Origin of the sequence: Micromonospora sp. WMMD1082, from assembly GCF_029626175.1 — a bacterium.
Lineage (GTDB): Bacteria > Actinomycetota > Actinomycetes > Mycobacteriales > Micromonosporaceae > Micromonospora.
In genome coordinates this window covers 4,382,733-4,402,399 of sequence record NZ_JARUBM010000002.1, presented here as the reverse complement: position 1 = coordinate 4,402,399, position 19,667 = coordinate 4,382,733, and the positions used below count along the sequence as shown (strand labels likewise).

Annotated in this window: 24 protein-coding genes; all 24 read right to left on the bottom strand. The window is 71.1% G+C overall.

Annotation, left to right across the window (positions count from 1 at the left end):
- Window positions 1-4 precede the first annotated feature (4 nt).
- The gene (locus O7615_RS20385; RefSeq protein WP_278179343.1) at window positions 5-670 is read right to left on the bottom strand and encodes a hypothetical protein; all 666 of its coding nucleotides are present in this window, start codon (window positions 668-670) and stop codon (window positions 5-7) included.
- Entirely contained in the window at window positions 667-3,087 is a 2,421-nt protein-coding gene (locus tag O7615_RS20380; protein ID WP_278179341.1) for an alkaline phosphatase D family protein, read from the bottom strand. The genes O7615_RS20385 and O7615_RS20380 overlap by 4 nt, the downstream gene beginning before the upstream one ends.
- Before the next feature lie 3 nt (window positions 3,088-3,090).
- Window positions 3,091-4,185 (bottom strand): hypothetical protein, encoded by a 1,095-nt coding sequence (locus O7615_RS20375; protein ID WP_278179339.1) that lies wholly within the window; start codon window positions 4,183-4,185, stop codon window positions 3,091-3,093.
- A 1-nt stretch (window position 4,186) separates the two neighbouring features.
- Window positions 4,187-5,044: a hypothetical protein gene (locus O7615_RS20370; RefSeq protein WP_278179337.1), complete on the bottom strand. Its 858-nt coding sequence runs from the start codon at window positions 5,042-5,044 to the stop codon at window positions 4,187-4,189.
- 2 nt (window positions 5,045-5,046) lie between these two features.
- Window positions 5,047-7,044 (bottom strand): hypothetical protein, encoded by a 1,998-nt coding sequence (locus O7615_RS20365; RefSeq protein WP_278179334.1) that lies wholly within the window; start codon window positions 7,042-7,044, stop codon window positions 5,047-5,049.
- Window positions 7,045-7,234: 190 nt separating this feature from the next.
- Entirely contained in the window at window positions 7,235-7,621 is a 387-nt protein-coding gene (locus O7615_RS20360) for a hypothetical protein (RefSeq protein ID WP_278179333.1), read from the bottom strand.
- Between the two features lie 12 nt (window positions 7,622-7,633).
- Entirely contained in the window at window positions 7,634-8,104 is a 471-nt protein-coding gene (locus O7615_RS20355) for a hypothetical protein (RefSeq protein ID WP_278179332.1), read from the bottom strand.
- Window positions 8,105-8,107: 3 nt separating this feature from the next.
- A complete protein-coding gene (locus O7615_RS20350; protein WP_278179331.1) occupies window positions 8,108-8,353 on the bottom strand; it encodes a hypothetical protein in 246 nt (81 codons plus the stop codon).
- Complete coding sequence (locus O7615_RS20345) at window positions 8,353-8,766, bottom strand: radical SAM protein (protein ID WP_278179330.1); 414 nt, start codon at window positions 8,764-8,766, stop codon at window positions 8,353-8,355. The genes O7615_RS20350 and O7615_RS20345 overlap by 1 nt, the downstream gene beginning before the upstream one ends.
- 13 nt (window positions 8,767-8,779) lie before the next feature.
- Entirely contained in the window at window positions 8,780-9,517 is a 738-nt protein-coding gene (locus tag O7615_RS20340; protein ID WP_278179329.1) for a hypothetical protein, read from the bottom strand.
- Window positions 9,518-9,520: 3 nt separating this feature from the next.
- Window positions 9,521-9,832, bottom strand: a complete 312-nt coding sequence (locus O7615_RS20335) for a hypothetical protein (RefSeq protein ID WP_278179328.1) — start codon at window positions 9,830-9,832, stop codon at window positions 9,521-9,523.
- 1 nt (window position 9,833) lies between these two features.
- Window positions 9,834-10,256, bottom strand: coding sequence for a hypothetical protein (locus O7615_RS20330; RefSeq protein WP_278179327.1), 423 nt, complete (start codon window positions 10,254-10,256; stop codon window positions 9,834-9,836).
- A complete protein-coding gene (locus O7615_RS20325) occupies window positions 10,256-11,131 on the bottom strand; it encodes a hypothetical protein (RefSeq protein ID WP_278179326.1) in 876 nt (291 codons plus the stop codon). Before O7615_RS20325 ends, O7615_RS20330 begins: the two co-directional genes overlap by 1 nt.
- On the bottom strand, window positions 11,124-11,906 hold the full coding sequence (locus tag O7615_RS20320) for a hypothetical protein (protein WP_278179325.1): 783 nt from the start codon (window positions 11,904-11,906) through the stop codon (window positions 11,124-11,126). Before O7615_RS20320 ends, O7615_RS20325 begins: the two co-directional genes overlap by 8 nt.
- A 15-nt stretch (window positions 11,907-11,921) precedes the next feature.
- Entirely contained in the window at window positions 11,922-12,380 is a 459-nt protein-coding gene (locus O7615_RS20315) for a hypothetical protein (RefSeq protein WP_278179324.1), read from the bottom strand.
- 13 nt (window positions 12,381-12,393) lie between these two features.
- Window positions 12,394-12,804 carry a hypothetical protein gene (locus O7615_RS20310; RefSeq protein ID WP_278179323.1) on the bottom strand — a complete coding sequence of 137 codons (411 nt, stop codon included), beginning with the start codon at window positions 12,802-12,804 and terminating at the stop codon, window positions 12,394-12,396.
- Window positions 12,805-12,810: 6 nt separating this feature from the next.
- Window positions 12,811-13,083: a hypothetical protein gene (locus O7615_RS20305; protein ID WP_278179322.1), complete on the bottom strand. Its 273-nt coding sequence runs from the start codon at window positions 13,081-13,083 to the stop codon at window positions 12,811-12,813.
- On the bottom strand, window positions 13,083-13,343 hold the full coding sequence (locus O7615_RS20300) for a hypothetical protein (protein WP_278179321.1): 261 nt from the start codon (window positions 13,341-13,343) through the stop codon (window positions 13,083-13,085). The genes O7615_RS20305 and O7615_RS20300 overlap by 1 nt, the downstream gene beginning before the upstream one ends.
- Window positions 13,344-13,414: 71 nt before the next feature.
- On the bottom strand, window positions 13,415-14,659 hold the full coding sequence (locus O7615_RS20295; protein WP_278179320.1) for a phage major capsid protein: 1,245 nt from the start codon (window positions 14,657-14,659) through the stop codon (window positions 13,415-13,417).
- Between the two features lie 3 nt (window positions 14,660-14,662).
- On the bottom strand, window positions 14,663-15,415 hold the full coding sequence (locus O7615_RS20290; RefSeq protein WP_278179319.1) for a hypothetical protein: 753 nt from the start codon (window positions 15,413-15,415) through the stop codon (window positions 14,663-14,665).
- Window positions 15,415-16,833, bottom strand: coding sequence for a phage portal protein (locus O7615_RS20285; RefSeq protein WP_278179318.1), 1,419 nt, complete (start codon window positions 16,831-16,833; stop codon window positions 15,415-15,417). The genes O7615_RS20290 and O7615_RS20285 overlap by 1 nt, the downstream gene beginning before the upstream one ends.
- Window positions 16,817-17,092 carry a hypothetical protein gene (locus O7615_RS20280; protein WP_278179317.1) on the bottom strand — a complete coding sequence of 92 codons (276 nt, stop codon included), beginning with the start codon at window positions 17,090-17,092 and terminating at the stop codon, window positions 16,817-16,819. The genes O7615_RS20285 and O7615_RS20280 overlap by 17 nt, the downstream gene beginning before the upstream one ends.
- Window positions 17,093-17,107: 15 nt before the next feature.
- Window positions 17,108-18,661, bottom strand: a complete 1,554-nt coding sequence (locus O7615_RS20275) for a hypothetical protein (protein WP_278179316.1) — start codon at window positions 18,659-18,661, stop codon at window positions 17,108-17,110.
- Window positions 18,594-18,959: a hypothetical protein gene (locus O7615_RS20270; protein ID WP_278179315.1), complete on the bottom strand. Its 366-nt coding sequence runs from the start codon at window positions 18,957-18,959 to the stop codon at window positions 18,594-18,596. The genes O7615_RS20275 and O7615_RS20270 overlap by 68 nt, the downstream gene beginning before the upstream one ends.
- Between the last annotated feature and the right edge of the window lie 708 nt (window positions 18,960-19,667).

The following is a 19,667-nucleotide window of genomic DNA, read 5'->3' as shown; positions in this document are numbered from 1 at the left end:
CCGGTCACACGGGCAGCGCAACGAGCACCCGCTCCATCCAGCCAACCTCGTTGCCTGTGTAGGACGCGTACTTCATCGTGATGACGTGTTCACCCGGGTTGAGGTTGGTGAGCAGCGTGGTGGCGTGGATCGTGCCGATGCGGGTGTAGACGGCGCCCGCGATGCCGGCCGATCCGATGTCGTACGCCGACCAGGCGCTGCCGGCCGCGACGGCGGTCGCCCCGGTCACCTCTACGGACATCCCGCCGCCTTCGACATCGCCCGGCTGGCCGACGTAGTTGATGCTGGCGCTGGCTGTGAGCAGCAGCCGGCCACTCGACCCGACGCGCGCGGTGACCCTCGGGCCGACGGTGGCCAGGTCCACGTAGGTGGTCTCCGAGGACGATTCGAGGGTGCGGACCGCGTCGGTCTGGGCAACCCCGTACTCGGCCACCACGTTCCCGGCGGCGTCGCGGATCCGCAGCCCCAGGTCGGACAGCTCGATCGACTGGCCGCCATCCGCGTCGACGACCCTGATCCCCCCGCCGTCCTTGATGGTGATGCCGCCCCGGCCGATGGACGCGGCCTCCAGACGCCGGCCGGCGGTTAGCTGCTCGACCTGCTTCTCCAGCTCGCGGAGCCGGCGCATCACGTCGCCCCGGCTGATCGCGTTGTCGCCGATCACGCTCATGTGCCGTCTCCGTCCGGTGACCACAGGACCGGACGCACCCGGCCCGCCTGGATGTCCAGCTCCCAGCCGATGACCCGACCCGCCCCGGTCACCCCGTCGGGGTGGCGGTGTCCGCGCAGCTCCCAGCCGACGTCGTCGCCGAGCCGCCAGTCCACGCCCAAGCGCGGGTAGGCGTCCCAGCGGGCGTCGATCTGCCATGTGAGTGCACCGTCGCGGCGCAGCGCCAGCTCGGCGGCCGCGTGCGCGTTGAGCGTCCCCACGTCGCTGATGGAGGTGGATGGGGTGTAGCGGCGTTCGTAGCGGGGCCAGCCCGGCAGGAGGTCGGCGGCGGGCGTCGACTGCGGCCGGGCGTCACCCTCGCCGCTGCTCGTGGCGGTGACGTGGTTGGCGCCGCGACCGTCGGAATAGTCCTCCACCAGCGTGTACCTCGCGTCGGACGCCCCCTGGCTGCTCCAGCCGGATGTCCAGACCGCGTCGGGGCTGGTCGACGCCGCCCCGATCCTCGGCCGCAATCTGAGGATCTTGGAGACGGCAGTGCGGGTCGAGTCCGTCCAGTCCAGGTCGATGGTCCACTCTGGGCCGCCCGCGACGGCCATCAGCTCCCGCAGCCGCGAGTGCACGGTGGCGTCCTCGTCCGAGTGGTAGGTGCGGTCCCGCAGCGTCCCGGTCAGAGGTGCGTCGACGGCGAGGCCGATGCCGTCGACCTGCGCGTCGGCGACCAAGCCGGCGACGATGACCGCCTCGTCCTGCTGCGCCCACGCGTGGTCGCGGACGTACCGGCGGTCCAGGTAGCCCTCCAGGGTGACGCACGACAGCTCCAACCGACCGGCGGTGCCGCCCTGCCGGCCGACGACCATCCCGCCCCACTCCGGGACGTCGTTGACCACGCACACGATCATCGTGGTGCCCGGTTGTGTGGCCTCCAGTGCGGCCGGGCCAAGCGCGGCCGGGCCACCGACCGGGATGGGCATGGACAGGGACGTGGTGGTGTAGCCGCCGAGGATCCGGGAGACACGGCCGGTGACGTCGGGCAGTTCGACGATGACCCGGCCGGTGACCAGGTCACAGCCGAGCCACCGCATCCGGTCCGCGATCTGCGACGGGGTCTGCGGCGGCACCGGCTCCCCACCCGGATCCGGATCCGGGTCGGGGTCCGGCCCCGAGCCGGTGAGGACCGTGAAGGAGTGCGAGCGCCAGTGGACGGTGTTGATGTAGCCGGCGAGAGTCACGTCGATCTGGGAGCCGCTGTCGGCGATCGTCACCAGGCCGTGAGATCCCCGGGATGCGGTATACCCCAGGTTGTAGTACTGGCTGAGGTTCGACGGCGATGGCGTGGCGTCGATGGGGGCGACCAGGAACTGCGGGAAGCCGCCGAACTGGCCGCCGCTGCCGGTGTCGATGCCCATGGCGTGGGTGTCCGCGCCGAGCATGAGCATCCGGTCCAGCCACCCGTGGTCGCCGAACATCTGGATCAGCTCGTCGCGTTCGGTGCTGTAGCCGCCCCACGACTCCACCCCGGCGGATGCGTTCTGCGCCCACCGGGTCTGGTTGAGAATGACGAGGAACTCGGCCGGGCTGTCGGCCAGCTGGCCGGCCAGCCAGTCCTTCTGCGCCTGGCCGAGCATCGTCTTGGACGAGTTGTCGGTGTCGCTGGACGGGCTGCGGTAGTAGCGGCTGTCGGTGGCCACGAACAGCACCCGCCCGACCTGGAACGAGTGGTAGATCGCTCCGCTTTCCGGCAGGTCGTAGTGCGGCACCCGCTCCCGGTACACCTGCGCGGCGTTGGTCTTGTTGGCGTGGGTACCGTCCCAGTCGGCCGGGCCGCCGTCGTGGTCGTCCCAGATGTAGACCAGCTGCCGGTTGCGGTACAGCTGCGCCTGGTTGGGCTGGAGCAGCACATCGTCGAGCGCTCTCCGGTAGTTCGCCAGCGAAGCGCCGCCGCCGATGCCCCAGTTCCCGGAGCCCAGGTCGTAGTAGTGCAGGTCGCCCAGGTGGGCCACGAACAGGGGATCGCGTGCGTCCACCACGGCGAAGGCGCCGTGGTTGGACAGCTTGTTGGCGTTGAGGACCGCCCCGACCCCGGGGCTCGCCGGCGACAGACCCGCGTCGCCGATCCCGGCGAAGGTGAAGGTGGCCGGCTCGTTCAGCGGCGGATGCGTCCGCACCCGGCCCGTCGGCGCCTCGGGGGTGCCGTCCAGCTCCAGCTGCCACCAGTAGCGGGTGTTTGCCGCCAGGCCGGTGGCCTCGATCGAAGCCACACCCTGCCCGGTCGGGGCGACCGGCCCGTAGTAGGCCGGGCCGGCGAAGCCCGGGTTGTCGGCGACGATCAGCCGGACCGACGACGCCCCCGACACGCTGGCCCGCACCCACGCCGACGCCGGGGTTACCGCGCCCACCCAGGCGTTGATGACCGGCACCCCTCACCACCTCACGATCGAGACGCGCCGGTTGGAGACGGTGCCCGTGCCGCCGGTGACCCGGTGCAGCAGTTGCACGTTGTATGTGGAGCCGCCCGTCAGCCCGGTCACCTGCGTCTGGTACGACGCCTGCGTTTCACCGATGCTGTTCCCCGACGTGGTGGGCTTGCGGTGCCGGACCGTCGCCACGTCGGAGACCGCCTGCACGATCGTGCCCGACCCGATCGTGCCTCCGGTCCGGACCTGCATGCCGAGCAGGACCGTCTCATCGGCCGTGGCAGTGATGCGGACCAGGCCGCCGAAGGTGATGAGCACCGACCCGGAGGCCGGGGCGACGAACGTTGCGCCCATCGACGTGCCAGCCTCGAAGGACGTGCTGGTGATGCCGGTGACGTTGGTGTTTGTGCCGTTGTAGCCGAGCGAGGTTGCCTCGAACGCGGCGTTGTAGGCGGCGTTCGAGGCGACTGCCTGCCACGCCGAACCGTTCCAGCGGTACAGCACGTCGTTGTCCCACCGGTCCGCGTACGCGCCCTCATGCAGGCCCGTCGACGGCAGGTCCCCGGACACCCGCACCGGCAGGATCCCGCCGGTGGCCACCACGAACGGGCTGTTGTAGGTGAGCGTCGGGTTGCCGCCGCCGGTCGCCGGGACGTCGATCGTGCCCATCCGGAACGTGCCCGCGGGCACCGACGGCTCGACCGGTGACGGCGCCGCCGTGCCCGTCACGTACACGGTGTCGGCGTCCCGCTCGCCAGATCCGTCCTCGTCGGTGTCGCGCACCCTGAGCACGACGATGTCCTTGCGAGGCTGCGCCGACGCCGCCGGCACCGTGTGCGTGTGCGCCGGAAGCTGCACCAGGTAGGGGCCCTGCGTCGTGGACGCCGCCGGGTACACCACCGCCTGGACGTGTTGGACGGTCAGCGTGAACCCCGACAGCGACAGCGCCGCCGCGCCGGCCGGATGCACCCCCGACCGGGCCCCGAACCGGTCGTTGGAGCCGGCCTGCGACACGAGCACGCCCAAGGCGCGGCGCAGCTCCGCAGCGTTGTACGACGGCGCGCCGCTCGACGCGTTGATGAACAGCGGATCTGCCGGCATGTCACCACCACCCATCCCGCCACCGCACGCTCAGCGTGCCGGCGGCCTCTTCCGCTGCAGCGAACCGCAGCTGGCTTGTGCCTAGTTGCAGCAGCGGGAACTCGCCCACCGCCTGGCCGCGTCGAGACGCGGCGGGATCGCCGTTGAGTAGCACCGTGCGGGCCTGCGTGTCGATGTCCAGCCACTGCCCGGACGGCACCGTGATGTCGACCCGCAGCGTCGTGGCCGCCCCGTCCGGGTCGGTGATGGTGATCCGTGGCTGCGGCACCGGCCCGTCGACGCGCAGCCGCAGACCGACCTCCACCGTGCCGGCGGTGGACAGATCGTCAAGTCCCCCGACCTGCGTCGCCGGCACGGTGAACGGCACCGTCAGCGGCACGGTCAGCCCGCCCGACCACGTCGGGAGGCTCACCGGCCCGACCTCGTGCTCGGTGGCGGAGTAGATCATCGGGTCCAGGGCGACGAACGCGGCCCTGACCCACGCCTTGCCGACGCCGAGCAGATCCATCGTCGGCTCGACCATCCGGGGCCGCCCCCACAGCAGGTACTCCCGGCCGCCCAACGCGAACGTCAACGGCAGGTCGACGTGGCTCGCCCGGAAGGCGGCGGCCAGCGCATGCCGCGCCTCGATCGTCGCGGCGATGTCGTTCGCCCCGACGTCGATCAGGATGTTGATCGGCACGACCCGCTCGGCCTGCCACTCCACGCCGGACCAGGATCCGTGGGCCCACGCCCGGTCGCCGCCCTGCTCCGCCCGCACCTGGCAGTTGAACGGGTTGCTGCTGTCCAGCACGTCGTAGGCCGTGCCAGGGCCGAGCGTCAGGCCCCGGATCTGCCACTGCCCCTCGGTGAGCGCCACCGTCACACCGCCCCATGCATGGCCAACTCGTCCTGGACCTGGCGCAGGCTGAACCGATCACTCCACGCCTGGATGGTGAGGTTCTGCACCGTGATGCCACCCCCACCGCCGCGACCGCCGCCGGTCGGCGCGAGCCCGGCCGACGACTGCGCGGCCGGACGCCCACCGTTGCGGATGACCTGCCGCAGCCGATCGAACCCGGCCCGGCCGCCGAGCCGATCCACCTCGCGTGCGGTCAGGATGCCCTCGCCGGGGGCGACCTTCGCCCACTCGCTGTCGACACCCTTCGGCCCCGGCCCGTCGACGTAGCCGCCACGGCTGAACTCGCGGACCCCGCCGCGCACCGTGTGCTGCTCGGTGATCAGCCGGGTCCGCACGCTGCGCGGGATGTTCGCCAGCCACTGGTTGTAGGTGCGCAGCCTCGCCAGCGCCGCGTCGGCGTCGAAGTGCGTCTTCGTCCGCACGTCCTTCGGGATGCCGAACAACTTGTTGGCCAAGTTCTGCGCCTCGGTCGCCGACGCGCCCATGGCGTCGGCGGCGCGCAGGAAGTTGCGCCGGCCCCGCTCGGTGGCCTCCGTCGCCAGCTCCTGCGACCCGGTCGTGTTCTTGATGTCCTCCGCCGCCGCGTTCGCCGCAGCCGCGAGGTCGAGCAGCGCCCGCCGGTTCTGCCGGCCCGCCTCCGTGTTCGGGTCGATACCCTTCTTCGCGCCATCTCGGGCCGCCTCGGCCGCCCGGTCGATCGATTCCTCGAACCGCAGCTGCGCGTGCTCCGATTCCATCGCCGCCGACAGCGACTCGCGCAGGAACTCCGTCCACGTCTGGATCTCCCGGCCGGAGTCGGCCGCCGCGTCACCGGCACGCCGGAAGCCGCCCGCGACCTTGTCACCGGCCGCCGAGCCGGCGTCGCCGCCCTCTTCCAGCGCGGCGCGCATCTCGTCGATGTTGGCCGTGCCGCGGTCGATCTGGTCGCCGACGATCGGCACCCACGACCAGGCGGACGCGATCGAGGTCGTCGTGTTCGAGACGGCGAGGAGCAGGCGCATGAAGTCGCCGAGCTTGTCGATCGCCCCGCCGATGACCCCCACGCCCTCGTCCAGGACGATGAACAGCCAGCGCAACCCGGCCGCGCCCTCGTTGGCGTTGTCGCCGAGCGTGTCGAACAGGTCCCCCAGCGACCGGCCCACCCGGGTCAGGCCCCGTTCCAACTCGCGGACCACCGGTCCGGCCTTCTCCAGACCGCGCCGCAGGCCCGGTGCGAACTCCCGCAGCAGCCCCACCAGGCCGCGCGAGATCGGCGCAACGAACTTCGCGCTGGCGCGGGCGATGCCGTCGACATCGCCGCGGATGTCCTGCCAGCCCTGCCGGATGATCCGGATGCCGTCCAGCGTCGGCTCGACGAACCGGGCGCCGACCGTGTTTTCCAGATCGCCGAGGACGGCCCGGCCCAGATCCTTGCCGGCCGCCTGGATGCGGGAGTCCCGGGCCGCCAGCACCACACCACCGGCTACGGCCGCCGCAGCGCCCGTAGCGAGGGTCGCACCGCCCAGCGCGGCGAACAGCGGCGGCAGGATCGCCAACCCCAGGCCGGCGCCGATCGCCGCGCCGGCCGGGCCGAGCGGCACCTTGGCCAGCACCGGACCGAGGCGGCCGGCGAAGCCCACACCGAACTTGTCGGCCGACTCGCGGCCCATCACATCGAATGGCGGCAGCAGGTCCCGCGATCGGGTCAGCCGCCGGATCTCGGCCTGCTGCTTCCGCATCGACTTCGACAGGTCAACCCGCTCGGCCGCGTCACCGGTACGGGCGTACTGCACCGCCAGGTCTTTGAGGCTCTTCTCGGCCTTGCCGATCTCGGCGTCGAGCCGGTGACCGTCGGCGGCCGTGGCGCGCATCTTGTCGTCGAGCTTGCCGAGGCCCCGGCTCGCCTTGTCGGCCTCACGGGAGATGGTTTCCCGACCCAGAAGGTTGATCAGGATGTCGCGGGTGGACCGGATGCTCACCGTGACCTCCCCCGCAGTGCCGGATGCTGGCGCATCAACGCCTCACGCTCATCTGCCGGCGGCGCCTCAGCCGGCGCCAGAGCGTCCAGGTGGGCTTGGATCTCCCGCAGCGTCATGTCCCGCTGCACCGGCGGCGAGCAGGCCACGAAGTGGCGGGACAGGATCGGCCCGACCGTGTCGAGTAGGGCCGCTACTCCTCCGGGGTCGCCGCAGGCGATTCGGAGGAGCCGGTGGCCGGGGGGTCGGCATCGGCCTCCGCCTCGGCGTCACCCTCGGGCTTGACGATCTCCGTCTCCATCAGCATCAGCAGCGGATCGAAGTCGGCCAGAGACTCGACGACGCCAGACAGCCGACGCCCCAGCCACGCCACGGCCAGCGACCCGGCCGACTCGCCGCGCAGGAACGCTTCGAGGGAGGTCAGGGTGTTCAGGCCCAGCGCTTCGCGCAGCTCCTTGTCGATGGCCATCAGCTCGCGGGCCCGCAGCTCACCGAGCTTGGCCTCGTCGAACGTCCACCAGTCCGAGCCGTACTGCTCGTGGTCCGCCTCGGCGAACCGGTACCGCACCGGCGGCAGCACTCGCGCCATCCTTCAGCCTCTCGTGATCGTGTCGGCGACCCAGTCGACGACCGCATGCATCTCCCGGACCACGTCCGGCGTCATCCCATCCACCGGCCGGTCCACGAACCCGCGCCGCACCCGCTGCGCGATCCACGCCTTGCGGCGCTTACCGAACACCGGGTGCCGCAGCGTGCCGGCGTTGATCCGGGCCACGTCGCGGTTCTCGACCTTCCCGGCGGCGTGCACCCGAATCGACACCGTGGCCGCGCCACGCCGCTCCCGGGCCTGCGTCCGCAGCCGCAGCGACTTCGACATCAGCGGGCCGTAGCCGGATGGCAGCAGCCGCACCGCCGACGCCTGGACGGCCGGCTTGAGTGGCTTGGCGGCCCGCGACAGCGCCCGCGACATCTGCTGCGACAGCCGGCGGTCACCGGCCACCCGCAGCTGGCGGCGCACGGCGGTCAGGTCACGGCCACCCGACACCTGGACGGAGAAGCCCACCGGTCAGCCCCCGTCCGGCGGAATCCAGCCCAGCCCGACCAGCAACTCGCGGGTGGCCTCCGGAATCAGCACCTCAGTCTGCGCGCTGTCGAACGTGGTCACGTCGAACAACGACAGGTCCAACTCCAGCCTGGTCACCTCACCGAGCGCCGCCGTGACTGTGAATCCGTGCACACCGCCCGACACATCCTTGCCGTCGAGTGCCACCCGGCCGCCCCCGATGCCGTTGACCTCGATCTCGGCCCGCATCAGGCCGTGTTCCGGGCGACGCCGTCCGGGTCGGACAGCGGCCACGACACCTGCCGGGTCGCCAGCTCACCCACCGAGTTTCCGAACGGGTTGTGCTGGTTGACCAGATACGACGCCACGAACTCCGGGTTCGTGCCGGAAATCGCGCCCGTCGTCGGCCGCACCTTGACGACCACCACGGTCCCGAACGCCGCCCACAGCGTGGCGTCGACCGCGCTGGCCGCAAAGTCGTCGTTGAAGTTGATCCCCAGCGTTGAGTCCTGGAGGCCCGCCTGCCGGCTGCGGGCCACCTGACCCATCGCCGTGTTCTCCAGCGCCTCCAGCTCGATCGGCAGCGTCACCGAGGTGACCCAGCCGGACAGGTCGACCGAGTTGACTTCGACCCGGGCGTCGACGAGCGCGAACGTTCCCATCCCTCTGCTCCCCCTACTTGATGCCCGCGACGCAGGCGATGCTTGCGGTGCCGGTCAGCGCAGTCACGCGCAGCCGGTACCAGGTGTCGGCGATCGGCCCGGCCACCCGGGTCGCCCAGTAGCCACCCGCCACGGTGATCGGGCCGAACGTCGCCCGGGTCGTCGGGCTGCCGAACGTGTCGGCGTCGTCGGACTCCAACACCGCCGTGACCGTGGTCCCCGGGTCGGTGGCGTGCAGCGCCGCGTACAGGTGCTGCCCGCTGGCCACCGGACCCAGCTCGACCGGAGTGCCGGTCGCGCCGGTCGCGTTGACCGCGCTGAGGGTCTTCAGGACGGCGCCCCGGACCACGCCGGCCACGCCGTTGCCCTTCGCGCCCTGCGCGGTCAGGCTGAATGGGGCCAGTTGCCCGACCGGGCCGAACAGCTGATAGCTGAACGCCTTCGCCCGGTAGAAGTACGCCGGGCTGCCCTCGGCGCCGTCGTGTGAGTGTGTGATGACCTGCATCGCACTGCCGAGGGCGTCGAACACCGCCTCGTCCAGGCCCTCATCGGCCTGCCAGAACCCCGCCACCTGGCTCGACGCGTCTTCCAATCCGGCCTTGCGGGAGCGGGCCCGGCGCTGCCCGACCGGCCCGAACGTCGTTGAGTCCAGCGGCTCGCGCTCAAGCGGCATGGTGGTCTGACTGATGTCGGTGGTCATGTCGTAGCCGCCGAACCACGTCGTGATGTTGTTCGTGGCGAAGGTCGTCACCGGTCAGCCCGCCTTGGCGGCCGGCTTCGCCCGCGCCGGCTCGGCCTTCGGCAGCACCTTGATGTGCCGCGCGTACACCAGCTGCACGACCGCCGTCTCCACCGGATCCAGCTCGACCACGCCGCCTCGGCCGACGCTCTCTCCGGTCCGCACATCCGTGACCTCGACGTCGCCGACCACCTCGGCGCGTACGATCTCGTCCGCGATCGCGTCGAGGTAGTGCGGCCGGCAGTGCTCGATCGGCCGCTTGCCGGTGCCCACCGCCGGCTCGTAGCAGTCGCCGCCGGCCGCCGGCTTGCAGAGCTTGATCTCCATCTCACACTCCCGATGCGTAGACGCGGACGCTGAACGCGCCGCCGTAGTAGGCGCCGTAACCGAGCTGCTCCAGCCCGTCCGGATCGAACGAGTCCACGACCAGATCGTTGATCAGGCCGCCGAGTGTCCGGTCGCCGTCGGCCAGGGCCGCGCGGATCGACTGTGGGCCGGTGGGGTTCGCGAAGCGGGCCAGCGCCGGCTGGCCCACGCGGTCGAGCTGCGCGCTGGTCAGCACCACCACCGAGAACGCCAGCTGGTAGGTGCCTCGCTTCATCGCCAGCTGGTACGACGGGATGGCCGGCACCAGCGGAAACGCGCACGGCACCGGCAGGCCATCCGGGGCGTACCCGTACCCGCGCAGCCCATCCACCGTGTCGATCCGCTTACCGAGGGCCTCCATGATGTCGGCCAGGTCGGACGCCATCACGCCACCTTGACCGGCATGCGCTGGTAGGCGCTGAGCAGCGCCTCCACGATCGGATTCGGCCTGGCCCGGACGGCGCCGTACTCGCCGTACCCGGCGATGCCGAACGCCATCGTGCCCAGCTTCAACAAGTCGGTCGCCCAGATCGCCGCCGCCTGCCGCACCGGCTCCGGCACCATCGGCCAGCCGAACACGCCGGCGACCTGGATGCGCTGCTCCCGGCCCGAGGTGCAGGACGGGAAACTCCGGCCGGCGACCGCCTTGATCGCCGTGTACGGCGACTCCTCAGGCCGCAGCACCATCGCGGAGCGCAGCAACTGGAAGTCGCTCGGCGCCCACGTCGTCGCGTACGAGCCGGACCCGTCGTCGGTGGCCAGCGCGGTCACCTCCACCAGGTCGTGCACGGCCACCCGCAGTGGCCCGGTCGCGTCGTAGGTGCGGGTCGCGGTCTGCCGGTAGAAGGTGCGCTCGCAGTGGTCCTCGATCCAGCGGGACACCGCGGTGACCGAGCCGAGGATCTCCAGATCCGACATGGTGTCGTTGATGCTGACCCGGCTCTTGAGTTCCTCGGGCGTGCAGTACAGCCGGTGCAGTCCCGTCGACTGCACGGTCCACGTGCCGGCGGTGACGTCGGACGCGGTGCCGGTGCCCACCCAGACGTACGTCCAGACCCCGGGCGCCGTGCACGGCACGTCCTTGCGGTACGCGCCGGTGCCGGTCTTCGTCAGGTCGCCGACCTCGTACGTAGTCGCCGCGCCGGTCGGGTCGGTCACCACCAGCGTGACCGTCGTCGGGTCCGTCGGCGTGCCGTCGACCGTGAACGTGTTGCTGACGGTCGCCAGCTCATCCGCGCCGACGTAGAACACCTCAGCCACGAGTCACCTCCGAAGTCGACGAGCGGTGAGCGGACAGCAGCGGCACCGAGCTATGGCGCTCCAGCAGCGCCGGCAGCGACACCGGCCCGGCCACCGACGGGGCGGACACGGCCCTGCGGGTCAGGATCGACCCCAGCGGCGCCGTGTCCGACCAGCCGCAGTCATCCAGCCGCAGCCCGACGTTCGTGGCGGCGGCGGTCTGCCCGAACCACACCTCGCGGATCGGGCCGCCCAGGTTCAGCCCCGACAGCGGGCCGGAGTCCTGCGCGGGCACCTCCGCGTCGCCGAGGTAGATCCGCACCCGGGCCGCCGCGGTCGTGGAGCCGGCGGCGGACACCTCCACCCGCCACTGCGGGCCGGCCGCCAGGGCCGCCGACGTCCACACGGCCGTGTTGGCGTTGTTGTGCAGCGACAGCACCCCGGCCGCCGTCACCTGGATCCGGAACCGCTGCCCGGAGCTGGTGACGTTCATGCCCCGCAGCGGGGCGACGGTGCCGGTGATGCTGGCCGGATCGACGTAGAACCGGAAGTACTGCGTCGCCGTCGAGTCGCCGGCGTTGACGGCCCAACCGCGCCGCTGCGCGCCGCCGGTCGCGGCGACGCTGACGGCCATGCACCGTACGCCGTGCGCCGGCCCCAGGTCGGTGTAGACGCAAGCGCCGCCGACCGTGTCGGTGGACAGTGTCCACGGGTCGCCGGATGGGCCGCCGGAGTTGCCGGTGGTGACCGTGGCGCCCGGGACGCCGCCCTCGAAGCCGTTGGCCAGGGCCGCCATCGGTCACCTCCGAAGCTACTTGTCGGCCGGCTTCCGGGCCGCCTTGTCCGCCGGCACCTCCGCCGCCTTGGTGCCGACACGCCGGCGCCCCTTCGACTCCGGATCCGCCGCCGCAGCCTCCCGAACGATCGCCTTCGGCGAGGTGTGGTCCCGGCCGGGCGGCGGCGGGATCGACGCGGCGTCGACCTGCTCGGCCGCGTCCGCGATCACCTTCCCCGCCGCCTCGGCCGCCGGCGTCTCCGGCGCGTTCGCGATGACCCGCTGCGCGTCAGCGACTTCGGTCGCCAGCCGGTCATGCATCAGCCCCGGCACCTCGTGCTCCGCGCCGCCGCCATCGACAGCGGCCTTGTACGCATCGGCCTCACCGGACGGCACCTCGTCGCCCACGCCGTATGCCAGGAACGCGCCGCGCGGGTCGTTCTCCCGCACCAGATGCCCGTCCGTCGTGCGGTAGATCCTCTGCTCCGCCTTCATCCGTCCGCTCTCCTTATCGGTAGAAGACGACGACGCGGAACTTCCCCGCCGTCAGCGCCGCCGTCGCGATGGTGATGGCCAGCCGGCGGGTGGCCGTGGTCTTGACCGTCGTCACCCCGGTAAACACGGGGACTACGCTCTTGCGTCCGATCGTTGACCACGGCGCCCCCGAGACTGCGGCGGCAGCGACCAGGTCACCGGCGGCCTGCGAGTTGACGGCCACCGTCGCGGCGCCCCCGGAGGTCACAACGGTGTCCACCTCCACGTAGCCGCCGAGGATGACCGCCCCGGCGGGCAGTTCGTTGCCGGCCGCGTCGCCGGGGGCGGCGCGCAGGGTGATGGTGCCGACCGCCCCGCCATCGCGGGCGAACTCGTACTCACCGGCGGCGGACTTCAGGCCGCCGGTCTGCTCGATCTGAGGCATGGCCTCTCACCCTCCCAGTCGGAGAACGTGTGCAGTGATGTCGGCCGAGGCGCCACGAATGGCGTACACCTGCTCGCCAGCGCTCAGCTTGAGATCGAGGGTCTGGCCGGCCGCGAGAGCGAAGCCCGCGCCGGCCGTGACCGACGCGTCGCCGAGCACCAGGGCGTCGGTGGCGTGCGTGTTCTTGACGACCAGCCGGCCGCCCGACACGGTGCCGGTGTCAACGTTTAGCGCCACCGCTGACGACGAAACGACCACTTGTGCGGCGGAGACAGCCATCACGCGCTCCTTGCGAGCACGTTGACGGTGACCGAGCCGCCGGAGACCGCCCACAGTTCGTCGCCCGGACGTACCTGCGAGCGGAACTGTTGCGACGGACCGAACATCGGCAGGCCGTCGGTCGTGGTGACGCCGCTGCCGCCGAGGTAGTACGTCGCGTTCGGGTCGCAGTTGACCCAGATCTCCACGTCGCCCGCCTGCGCCTCGAAGATCTTGACGGCGGTCGTGGTGACGGTCGTTTCGGTGCTCCGGAAAGCCATACCCATCCCTTCGTTCCGAGGGCTCCCGGGCAGAGCGTTGCCGCTGCCCGGGAGCACCTCAGGGTCTTGTCTCAGATGCCGGTGACGGTGCACACGGCGGTGGGGCGGTACACGATGAACGCGGCGCGCACGTCCGCCCGGACCGCCTGCTTGCCCTCGACGAAGTACGTGCCGTGCGAGTTGCTGACCTGCACGACGATGCCGCGCCGCATCGACAGCTCGGTGAAGCTGCTGTCGAGCGTCAGACCGGCGTTCTCGGTCTGCGCGTCCGACTGCGCGACCGGCAGGCCCCACAGCCGCTCCGGGCCCGCCTCCGAGGGGTTCCCCCAGATGTACACGCCGTCGGAGGTGCGCAGCAGCCGGATGTCCATCCAGTCGTTCGGGTGCATGACGTGCAGGTCGGGAACCGCCCGGCCGGTAACCCGGATCTTCGTCATCGCCTTGTAGAAGGCGTCCGGCGTCGGGTCGACGCCCTTGGCCTGCGTCTGGATGCCGGCCACGTTGTTGATTCCGCGCAGGTTCGGCGCGGTGCCGTTGCCGACCAGGATCTGCCCGTCCATCCGCTGCCGCAGCATGAACCGCAGCCGGTTGTCGACGTAGCCGCGGGCCTGCTCGACGTCTTCGAGCTGCTCATCGGTGATCGGGATGAACGTGGCGATCTTCCGGACCGGGCTGGACTGCTCGGTGAGCTCCAGCGCCGACTCCGGGTAGGTACCGGCCTCGGCGGTTTCCGCCGCGTTGTTGGTGAAGGTCGTCTCCTCCATGTACACCACGGCCGCCTGGGAAGTGGTCGTGGTGGGGATGAGGTCGAGAACCTGGATCGGCCGGGTGGCGAAGTCCACGACGCGGCCGGTGCGGGTCGTCTCCGGCAGCCAGCCGGCGGAGGTCTGCATGAGGGTCTTCAGGTCGAGATCGAGGATCGCCTCAGGCCCGTTCTGGCCCTGCCGGGCGGTAAACGCCTTCGACTTGACGAACAGCTGACCGAACGTCTTCAGCTCCGGCGCACCGGCACCGACGCCCGAAGCGTCCTTGCGGTCGGACTCCGCGCCGCCCTCGGTACCGCCGGGCCGCTTGCGGCCGGCGGCCTTGGCGACCGCCCGGTAGCCCTGTACCTCAACGCCGATCTCATCGATCTCGGCGTTCTTCGCCTGGATCCACTCGACCTTGGCCTTGGTGTCGCCCTGGATCGACGTCACCTTGTTCATGTCCAGCTCGGGGCCGGCCTCGTCGAGAACCGACCACAGCTCCTTGTTCTTGGCGTCGAGCTTCTCCTGCGCGGCCTTCAGCGCCGGGAACTCGGCCAGGGTGTCGCTCATCGTTCACGCTCTCCTTGTTCGCGCGACGGCCCGCAGGTACTCGCGGGCGGCCTGCTCGGCCAGGTCGTCGTCTTCGGGTTCGGGATCCGGGTCCGGCGCCGTCTTCAGCGCCGCGTACGCCTCGGCGAGCCGCCTCAGCTCGCCACCGAGACGCCCGAGGGCATCGACGTTGACCCGGGACAGGGACTTGCCCCGTTCAGCGCGGAGAGCGCCCACTCTGCTTGCGCTGGAGAGTGCACCGTCGACCACGTCCATGGCCGCCAGCGCTTCCTCGATCTCGTGCAGCAGCAGCCCGCCGTCGGACTTCGCTGCCAGGGTGCGGGTACCGATTCCGGCACCCGCGAGCACCGGCGACACCTCGCCGGGGCCAAGCTGTTCGAGGAACCGGACGTGCTGGCCCTCGAACTCGCCGTACGACTCCTTCAGCGGGTGCACCGAGTACGACCACTCCTGAAGCTCACCCATCGCCTTGACGGTGCGGAACGTGTCCGCACCGTGCTGGGTATCCATGAAGAACTGGCCCTCAAGGATCGCCTCGGTGCCGGTGGTGCGGACGGTGCCCTTGCCGACCGGCAGGGCGCCCATCCACGACCGGTGGCCGTAGGCGGAGATCTTCCACTTCGCGCCGTCGGTGAACGCGCCGGGCAGGGTCACATCGCGGTCGGAGTCGATGACGTTGAACGTGGAGAACACCGCCTCCACGGTGCCCTTGTCGATGTCCTTGATCTCCACCCCGCGCAGCGTCTTGACCTGCATCACCCCTGCCCCCCTTCCGGACCAGAGCCAGAATCAGGCTGCCGGTCCGCCTCCGTAAGCGCCGGCTGCAATTGGACGCTATAGAGACCCGAGTGCCGGCCGGTCAGGCGGCTCATGTCGTCGGTCTGGATGTACGCCACCGCCGCGTCCGGGTCGAATCCAGCGTCCACGAGAGTGCGCATCGCCTGCGCCCTGCGGAACTGGATCTCCGCCAGCTTCTCCGTGTCTTCTCGGACGAACGCCGTCTCCCGGGTGTCCGGCCGCAGCTCCGCCGCCGCGTTCGGCAGCGTGAACAACCCCTCCAGGCTCGCCGCAGCCTCACCCCACAGGTGCCGCAGCGTCCCATCACCGACGTTGCGCCGCGCCGCGCTGTAGTTGCCGGCGTTCAGCGACGATCCGGACAAGCCCTCCGACAGGCCCACCACCACCGGATGCACACCGGCCGCCGCGGCGATCCGCGTCTCTCCGCCGCCCTGCACCTGCTTGAAGTCGACCTGCTTCAGGTCAGCGCCGCGCATCGTGACGTCCGCGCCGCCACCGAGGAACATCGTCTTGTAGGCGTTGCGGGTGCCCTCGTGCTGCTCCTTGAAGACCTGCGCGAACTCGCGGACCTGCTCGGACGTCATCTCCTTGTCGAGCGACACCACCGTCTGCAACGCGGCGCCGTTCTCGAAGAACTTGCTCTTGTGCTCGGTGGCCGCCAGGTCCGCGCCGATCTCCCGCAGCACCGGCGTCAACCAGCTCATGCCCCGGAACCGGGCGGCCGGATCCGGAATCGGGTTGTAGTGGCACACCTCGCCCGGCAGCAGCAACACCGGCTGTGACCGCAGGCTCGCGCCGAGCCCCGACGTCGGCGGCTCGTACAGCAGCCCCACCACCCGGGCGTCGATCGCGTACGGATCCTCCGAGTGCGACCCGATGACCAGCGTCACCCAGTCGGGTCGCAGCCGCGTCAACCGCAGGCCCGGGCCGCGCGCGGCCCGCCCGAACCGGCCTTCGTCGTCGCACCAGGTGACGTAGCCGTTGCCCGCGTAGGTGGCGTCGACCTCCATCCACGCCAGCAGGTTCGACAGGGTGCCCGTCGGCCACGGCCTGCGCAGCCGGGCCAGCTCCGGCGAGTCGTAGAACGGGCCGAGTTGCCCTTCGACGCGGTCCCGCCAGCCGAACTGCACGTCCACGAACACCCGCAGCCGGGCGTAGCAGCAGGCGAACACCACGCCGTTGCCCTTGCCTGCGCCCTCCACGTAGCCGGCGAACTCGTGCTCGATGCGCTCCCGGTCCGGTGTCGACGCCCCGATCAGCGCGTGCCGCAGGGAATCCAGACGCCAGAACGGCGCCTCACCCGACCAGCCCTTCGCCTCACCCGATCGGGTCATCGCCCGGTGCCGGGCCGTCACCCGATCAAGCATCGACGCCATCGGCCCGCCTCACCGCCTCATCGAGCCGCGTCCGGCGCGCCGCCTGGCCGTCGTCCCAGCCGACCTTCACCGCCGCCACGCACCACGCGCCGGCCAGCCACAGCGTCGACAGCAGCACGTACGCCACCCGCCCGACACCGACCAGCACCGCAGCGAGCAGCGCCAGCAGCGTCCGCCCGATCGGCCACTGGCGGGCCTGCGCGGTGATCCGGTCCACCCGGTGAGCCCGGGCCACGTCGCCGTACTCCAGCACCGTCACCGGGGCCTCCCTTCGTCACACGAACACGACCGACGGCTGCGGCGCTCGCGGCCTGTGCACCCGCGGCGTGCAGTGCCCGAACAGGGCCAGCGACACCGCCGCCAACGGCGTCACGTCCGTCGCCAGATCCCGGCGCGCCCACGCCCACGAGCCGCCCACGTCCCGCTTCGTCGCCCCACGCGCCGCGGCGGTCAGCTCCGGCTGGTCGATGTGCCTGGTGTCCCGGCCCGCCGGATCCTCGCCCGCGATGCCGTCGTACAGCAGCTGGCAGCCCGTCACCACGTCGGTCACCGTCGCTCGGTGCACCGTCAGGCCGGCCGCCTCCGCCTCTTCGGCGAGCGCCTTGTCATCGATCACCAGCACCGACGGCTTGTGCCGCTCCAGCTCCTTGAGTCGCGGCACCACCCACGCCGTACCCGGCCGGTAGTCGAGCACCTCGCCGTCGCCGGACACCTCCACGTGCCGGCCGCCACCCACCCGGGCGCCCGCCAAGCCGATCGCCGCGTACGAGCGGTCCGGCGGCACGTACACCGCCACCGCAGGCCGACCCTCGATCTGCGAGCCGGGATCCTCCGCACCGCTCCAGAACGCCTCGGCGATGACCCGCCAGCCGCTGTCACCGCTCGCCCGCCGCGGCCAGATACCGAGCCGCTCCCGGGCGAAGTCCTCCGGCGGCATCGACCGGCGCTCCCGCCGCACATGCTCGACGCTGATCCGGATCCCCAGCGACGGGTTCGCCGCCGCCCACAGCATCAGGTCGTCCAGGTCGACGTCGGCGAGGAAGTCCAGATCACCGCCCAGACCCCAGTCCCGGTAGCCGAGGCCCGGATCCTGCACCCACGGCTCATCGTCAGCACCGCGCGGCGCGGTCGGGTCGCCGCGGTGCCGCAGCAGGTACATGACCTCGCCGGTGTCGCCGGTCAGCGGTGGCGAGCTGGTGTAGACGATCTGCGGGTTCGGCCGAGCGCTCATGGTCGGCATCAGCGCCGCCTGCTGCACGAACGTGTACGCGAACGTCTCGTCCACCAGGTTCACGTCGCCACTGAAGCCGCGACCGGATCCCTTCGACCGGGCCACGAACTTGATCCGCGCACCCGTGTCCAGCCGCTCGATGGACTCCTCGCCGTTGGTGTTGATGACCTTCAGCGGGATGCCGTCGACGTCGTACAGGTTGTCGTTGACCTTCGTGCCGAGCCGGCCCACCAGCCAGATCACCCGACGGAACGACTCCATGGCGGTCTTGTACTCGTGCGCCGACCACATGATCAGCCGCTCGCCGATCAGCAGCAGCCCCGTCAACGCCCGGGCCTCCAGCAGGCAGCCCTTGCCGTTCTGCCGGGAAACCCACTCGCAGTACTCGAAGCACGCCCACCGGCCGTCGTCCTTCACGGCCAGCATCGCCGCGATGGAGTCTTCCTGCCAGGCGTCCATCGGCATGCCGGCCCGGCGCATCAGCTCGATGGCCTCCGGGCCGTGCGAGTCGGCCGATTCCGGCTGGGTGTCAACCCGCGGGCTGCGTCCGCCGAGCAATCCGAGCGGTGAGGTCCGTGATTCCACCGCCACCGACACCGCCGACCTCCTTCGGTGCCCGCCCGCCGCCCGGCGCCTTCGACGCGCCGCGCATCGCCCGCAGCTCCGCCAGGAGCGCCTTGAACGTCGTCTGCTGCTGCCGCGCCTCGGTCAGCACCTTGTCGACGACGACGGTCATCTCCGTGCCGTCGTCCGGCGCCTCCAGCGTCAGCCACGCCCGATCGCGGCCGTTCACGATGGCGTCCAGCCGGTCGAGCCGGTCAGCCAGCCGGCAAATCTCCTCCGCCAGCACCACGACCTCGATCGGGTCCGCGTCGGTGACGAGCTGATCCCACATCCGCTTGCCGCGGACCCTCAGGCCGTACGGCCGAGACGGAACGCCCTCAGGTGTCGTGTCGGCGTCACGCGTGACGTGTGGTGTGCCGGACGCCGGTGGCGTGACGCTCGTGCACTCCGGGCGATCCGGCGCGCAGTGTCGGTGATCGCCGCGCTTGTGCGCCCGATAGCGGCGAGACCGTTCCGCGCCCGTCGTGTTGATCATGCCATCCTCCTGCCCAGCTCGCGGGGGGAGAGAAGCCTGACCGAAGGCGTTGGGTCAGGCGGCGTCACTTTGCGTGTCGGGGGTGCCCCCCTGCCGTGGCCCTACGTCACCACCTGCGTGAGTTGATCGTTGATGGCTTGCGCTTCGCTCGTCGTGTGCGCATGCGCTGCTGCGCTACTGCCTGACCAGCACTGCGGTTGCATCCTCGGTGGGCCAGGCCGCGGTAGGTGGTGCGGTCGTCGTGGTGGTCTAGGTCGAGCAGCTTGGCTTCGGCTCGGAGCATGGGTTTGCCGCAGCGTGTGCAGGGCTGGCCGTCGTGCATGCGTTCGATGGCTCGTGTGCGGGCTTGCTGGTGTGCCCACCCGTAGCCCCGTTGGGTGGTGGTGGCGATGATGCCCACCCCCCTTTGATTGAGGCCCCCCGATTTGCTGGCCCCCTTGGGCGCTGGCCCCAGGCATGGCAACGGCCCGGGACCTGAGTGGTCAACCGGGCCGTTGGTCAGCT

What these genes read in the sequence shown, in the direction of transcription:
- O7615_RS20385 (WP_278179343.1), bottom strand. Translation starts at nt 670, where the DNA reads ATGAGCGTGATCGGCGACAACGCGATCAGCCGGGGCGACGTGATGCGC.
- O7615_RS20375 (WP_278179339.1), bottom strand. Translation starts at nt 4,185, where the DNA reads ATGCCGGCAGATCCGCTGTTCATCAACGCGTCGAGCGGCGCGCCGTCG.
- O7615_RS20350 (WP_278179331.1), bottom strand. Translation starts at nt 8,353, where the DNA reads ATGCGGGCCGAGATCGAGGTCAACGGCATCGGGGGCGGCCGGGTGGCA.
- O7615_RS20345 (WP_278179330.1), bottom strand. Translation starts at nt 8,766, where the DNA reads ATGGGAACGTTCGCGCTCGTCGACGCCCGGGTCGAAGTCAACTCGGTC.
- O7615_RS20335 (WP_278179328.1), bottom strand. Translation starts at nt 9,832, where the DNA reads ATGGAGATCAAGCTCTGCAAGCCGGCGGCCGGCGGCGACTGCTACGAG.
- O7615_RS20330 (WP_278179327.1), bottom strand. Translation starts at nt 10,256, where the DNA reads ATGGCGTCCGACCTGGCCGACATCATGGAGGCCCTCGGTAAGCGGATC.
- O7615_RS20320 (WP_278179325.1), bottom strand. Translation starts at nt 11,906, where the DNA reads ATGGCGGCCCTGGCCAACGGCTTCGAGGGCGGCGTCCCGGGCGCCACG.
- O7615_RS20315 (WP_278179324.1), bottom strand. Translation starts at nt 12,380, where the DNA reads ATGAAGGCGGAGCAGAGGATCTACCGCACGACGGACGGGCATCTGGTG.
- O7615_RS20310 (WP_278179323.1), bottom strand. Translation starts at nt 12,804, where the DNA reads ATGCCTCAGATCGAGCAGACCGGCGGCCTGAAGTCCGCCGCCGGTGAG.
- O7615_RS20305 (WP_278179322.1), bottom strand. Translation starts at nt 13,083, where the DNA reads ATGGCTGTCTCCGCCGCACAAGTGGTCGTTTCGTCGTCAGCGGTGGCG.
- O7615_RS20300 (WP_278179321.1), bottom strand. Translation starts at nt 13,343, where the DNA reads ATGGCTTTCCGGAGCACCGAAACGACCGTCACCACGACCGCCGTCAAG.
- O7615_RS20295 (WP_278179320.1), bottom strand. Translation starts at nt 14,659, where the DNA reads ATGAGCGACACCCTGGCCGAGTTCCCGGCGCTGAAGGCCGCGCAGGAG.
- O7615_RS20290 (WP_278179319.1), bottom strand. Translation starts at nt 15,415, where the DNA reads ATGCAGGTCAAGACGCTGCGCGGGGTGGAGATCAAGGACATCGACAAG.
- O7615_RS20285 (WP_278179318.1), bottom strand. Translation starts at nt 16,833, where the DNA reads ATGGCGTCGATGCTTGATCGGGTGACGGCCCGGCACCGGGCGATGACC.
- O7615_RS20270 (WP_278179315.1), bottom strand. Translation starts at nt 18,959, where the DNA reads ATGTGGGATCAGCTCGTCACCGACGCGGACCCGATCGAGGTCGTGGTG.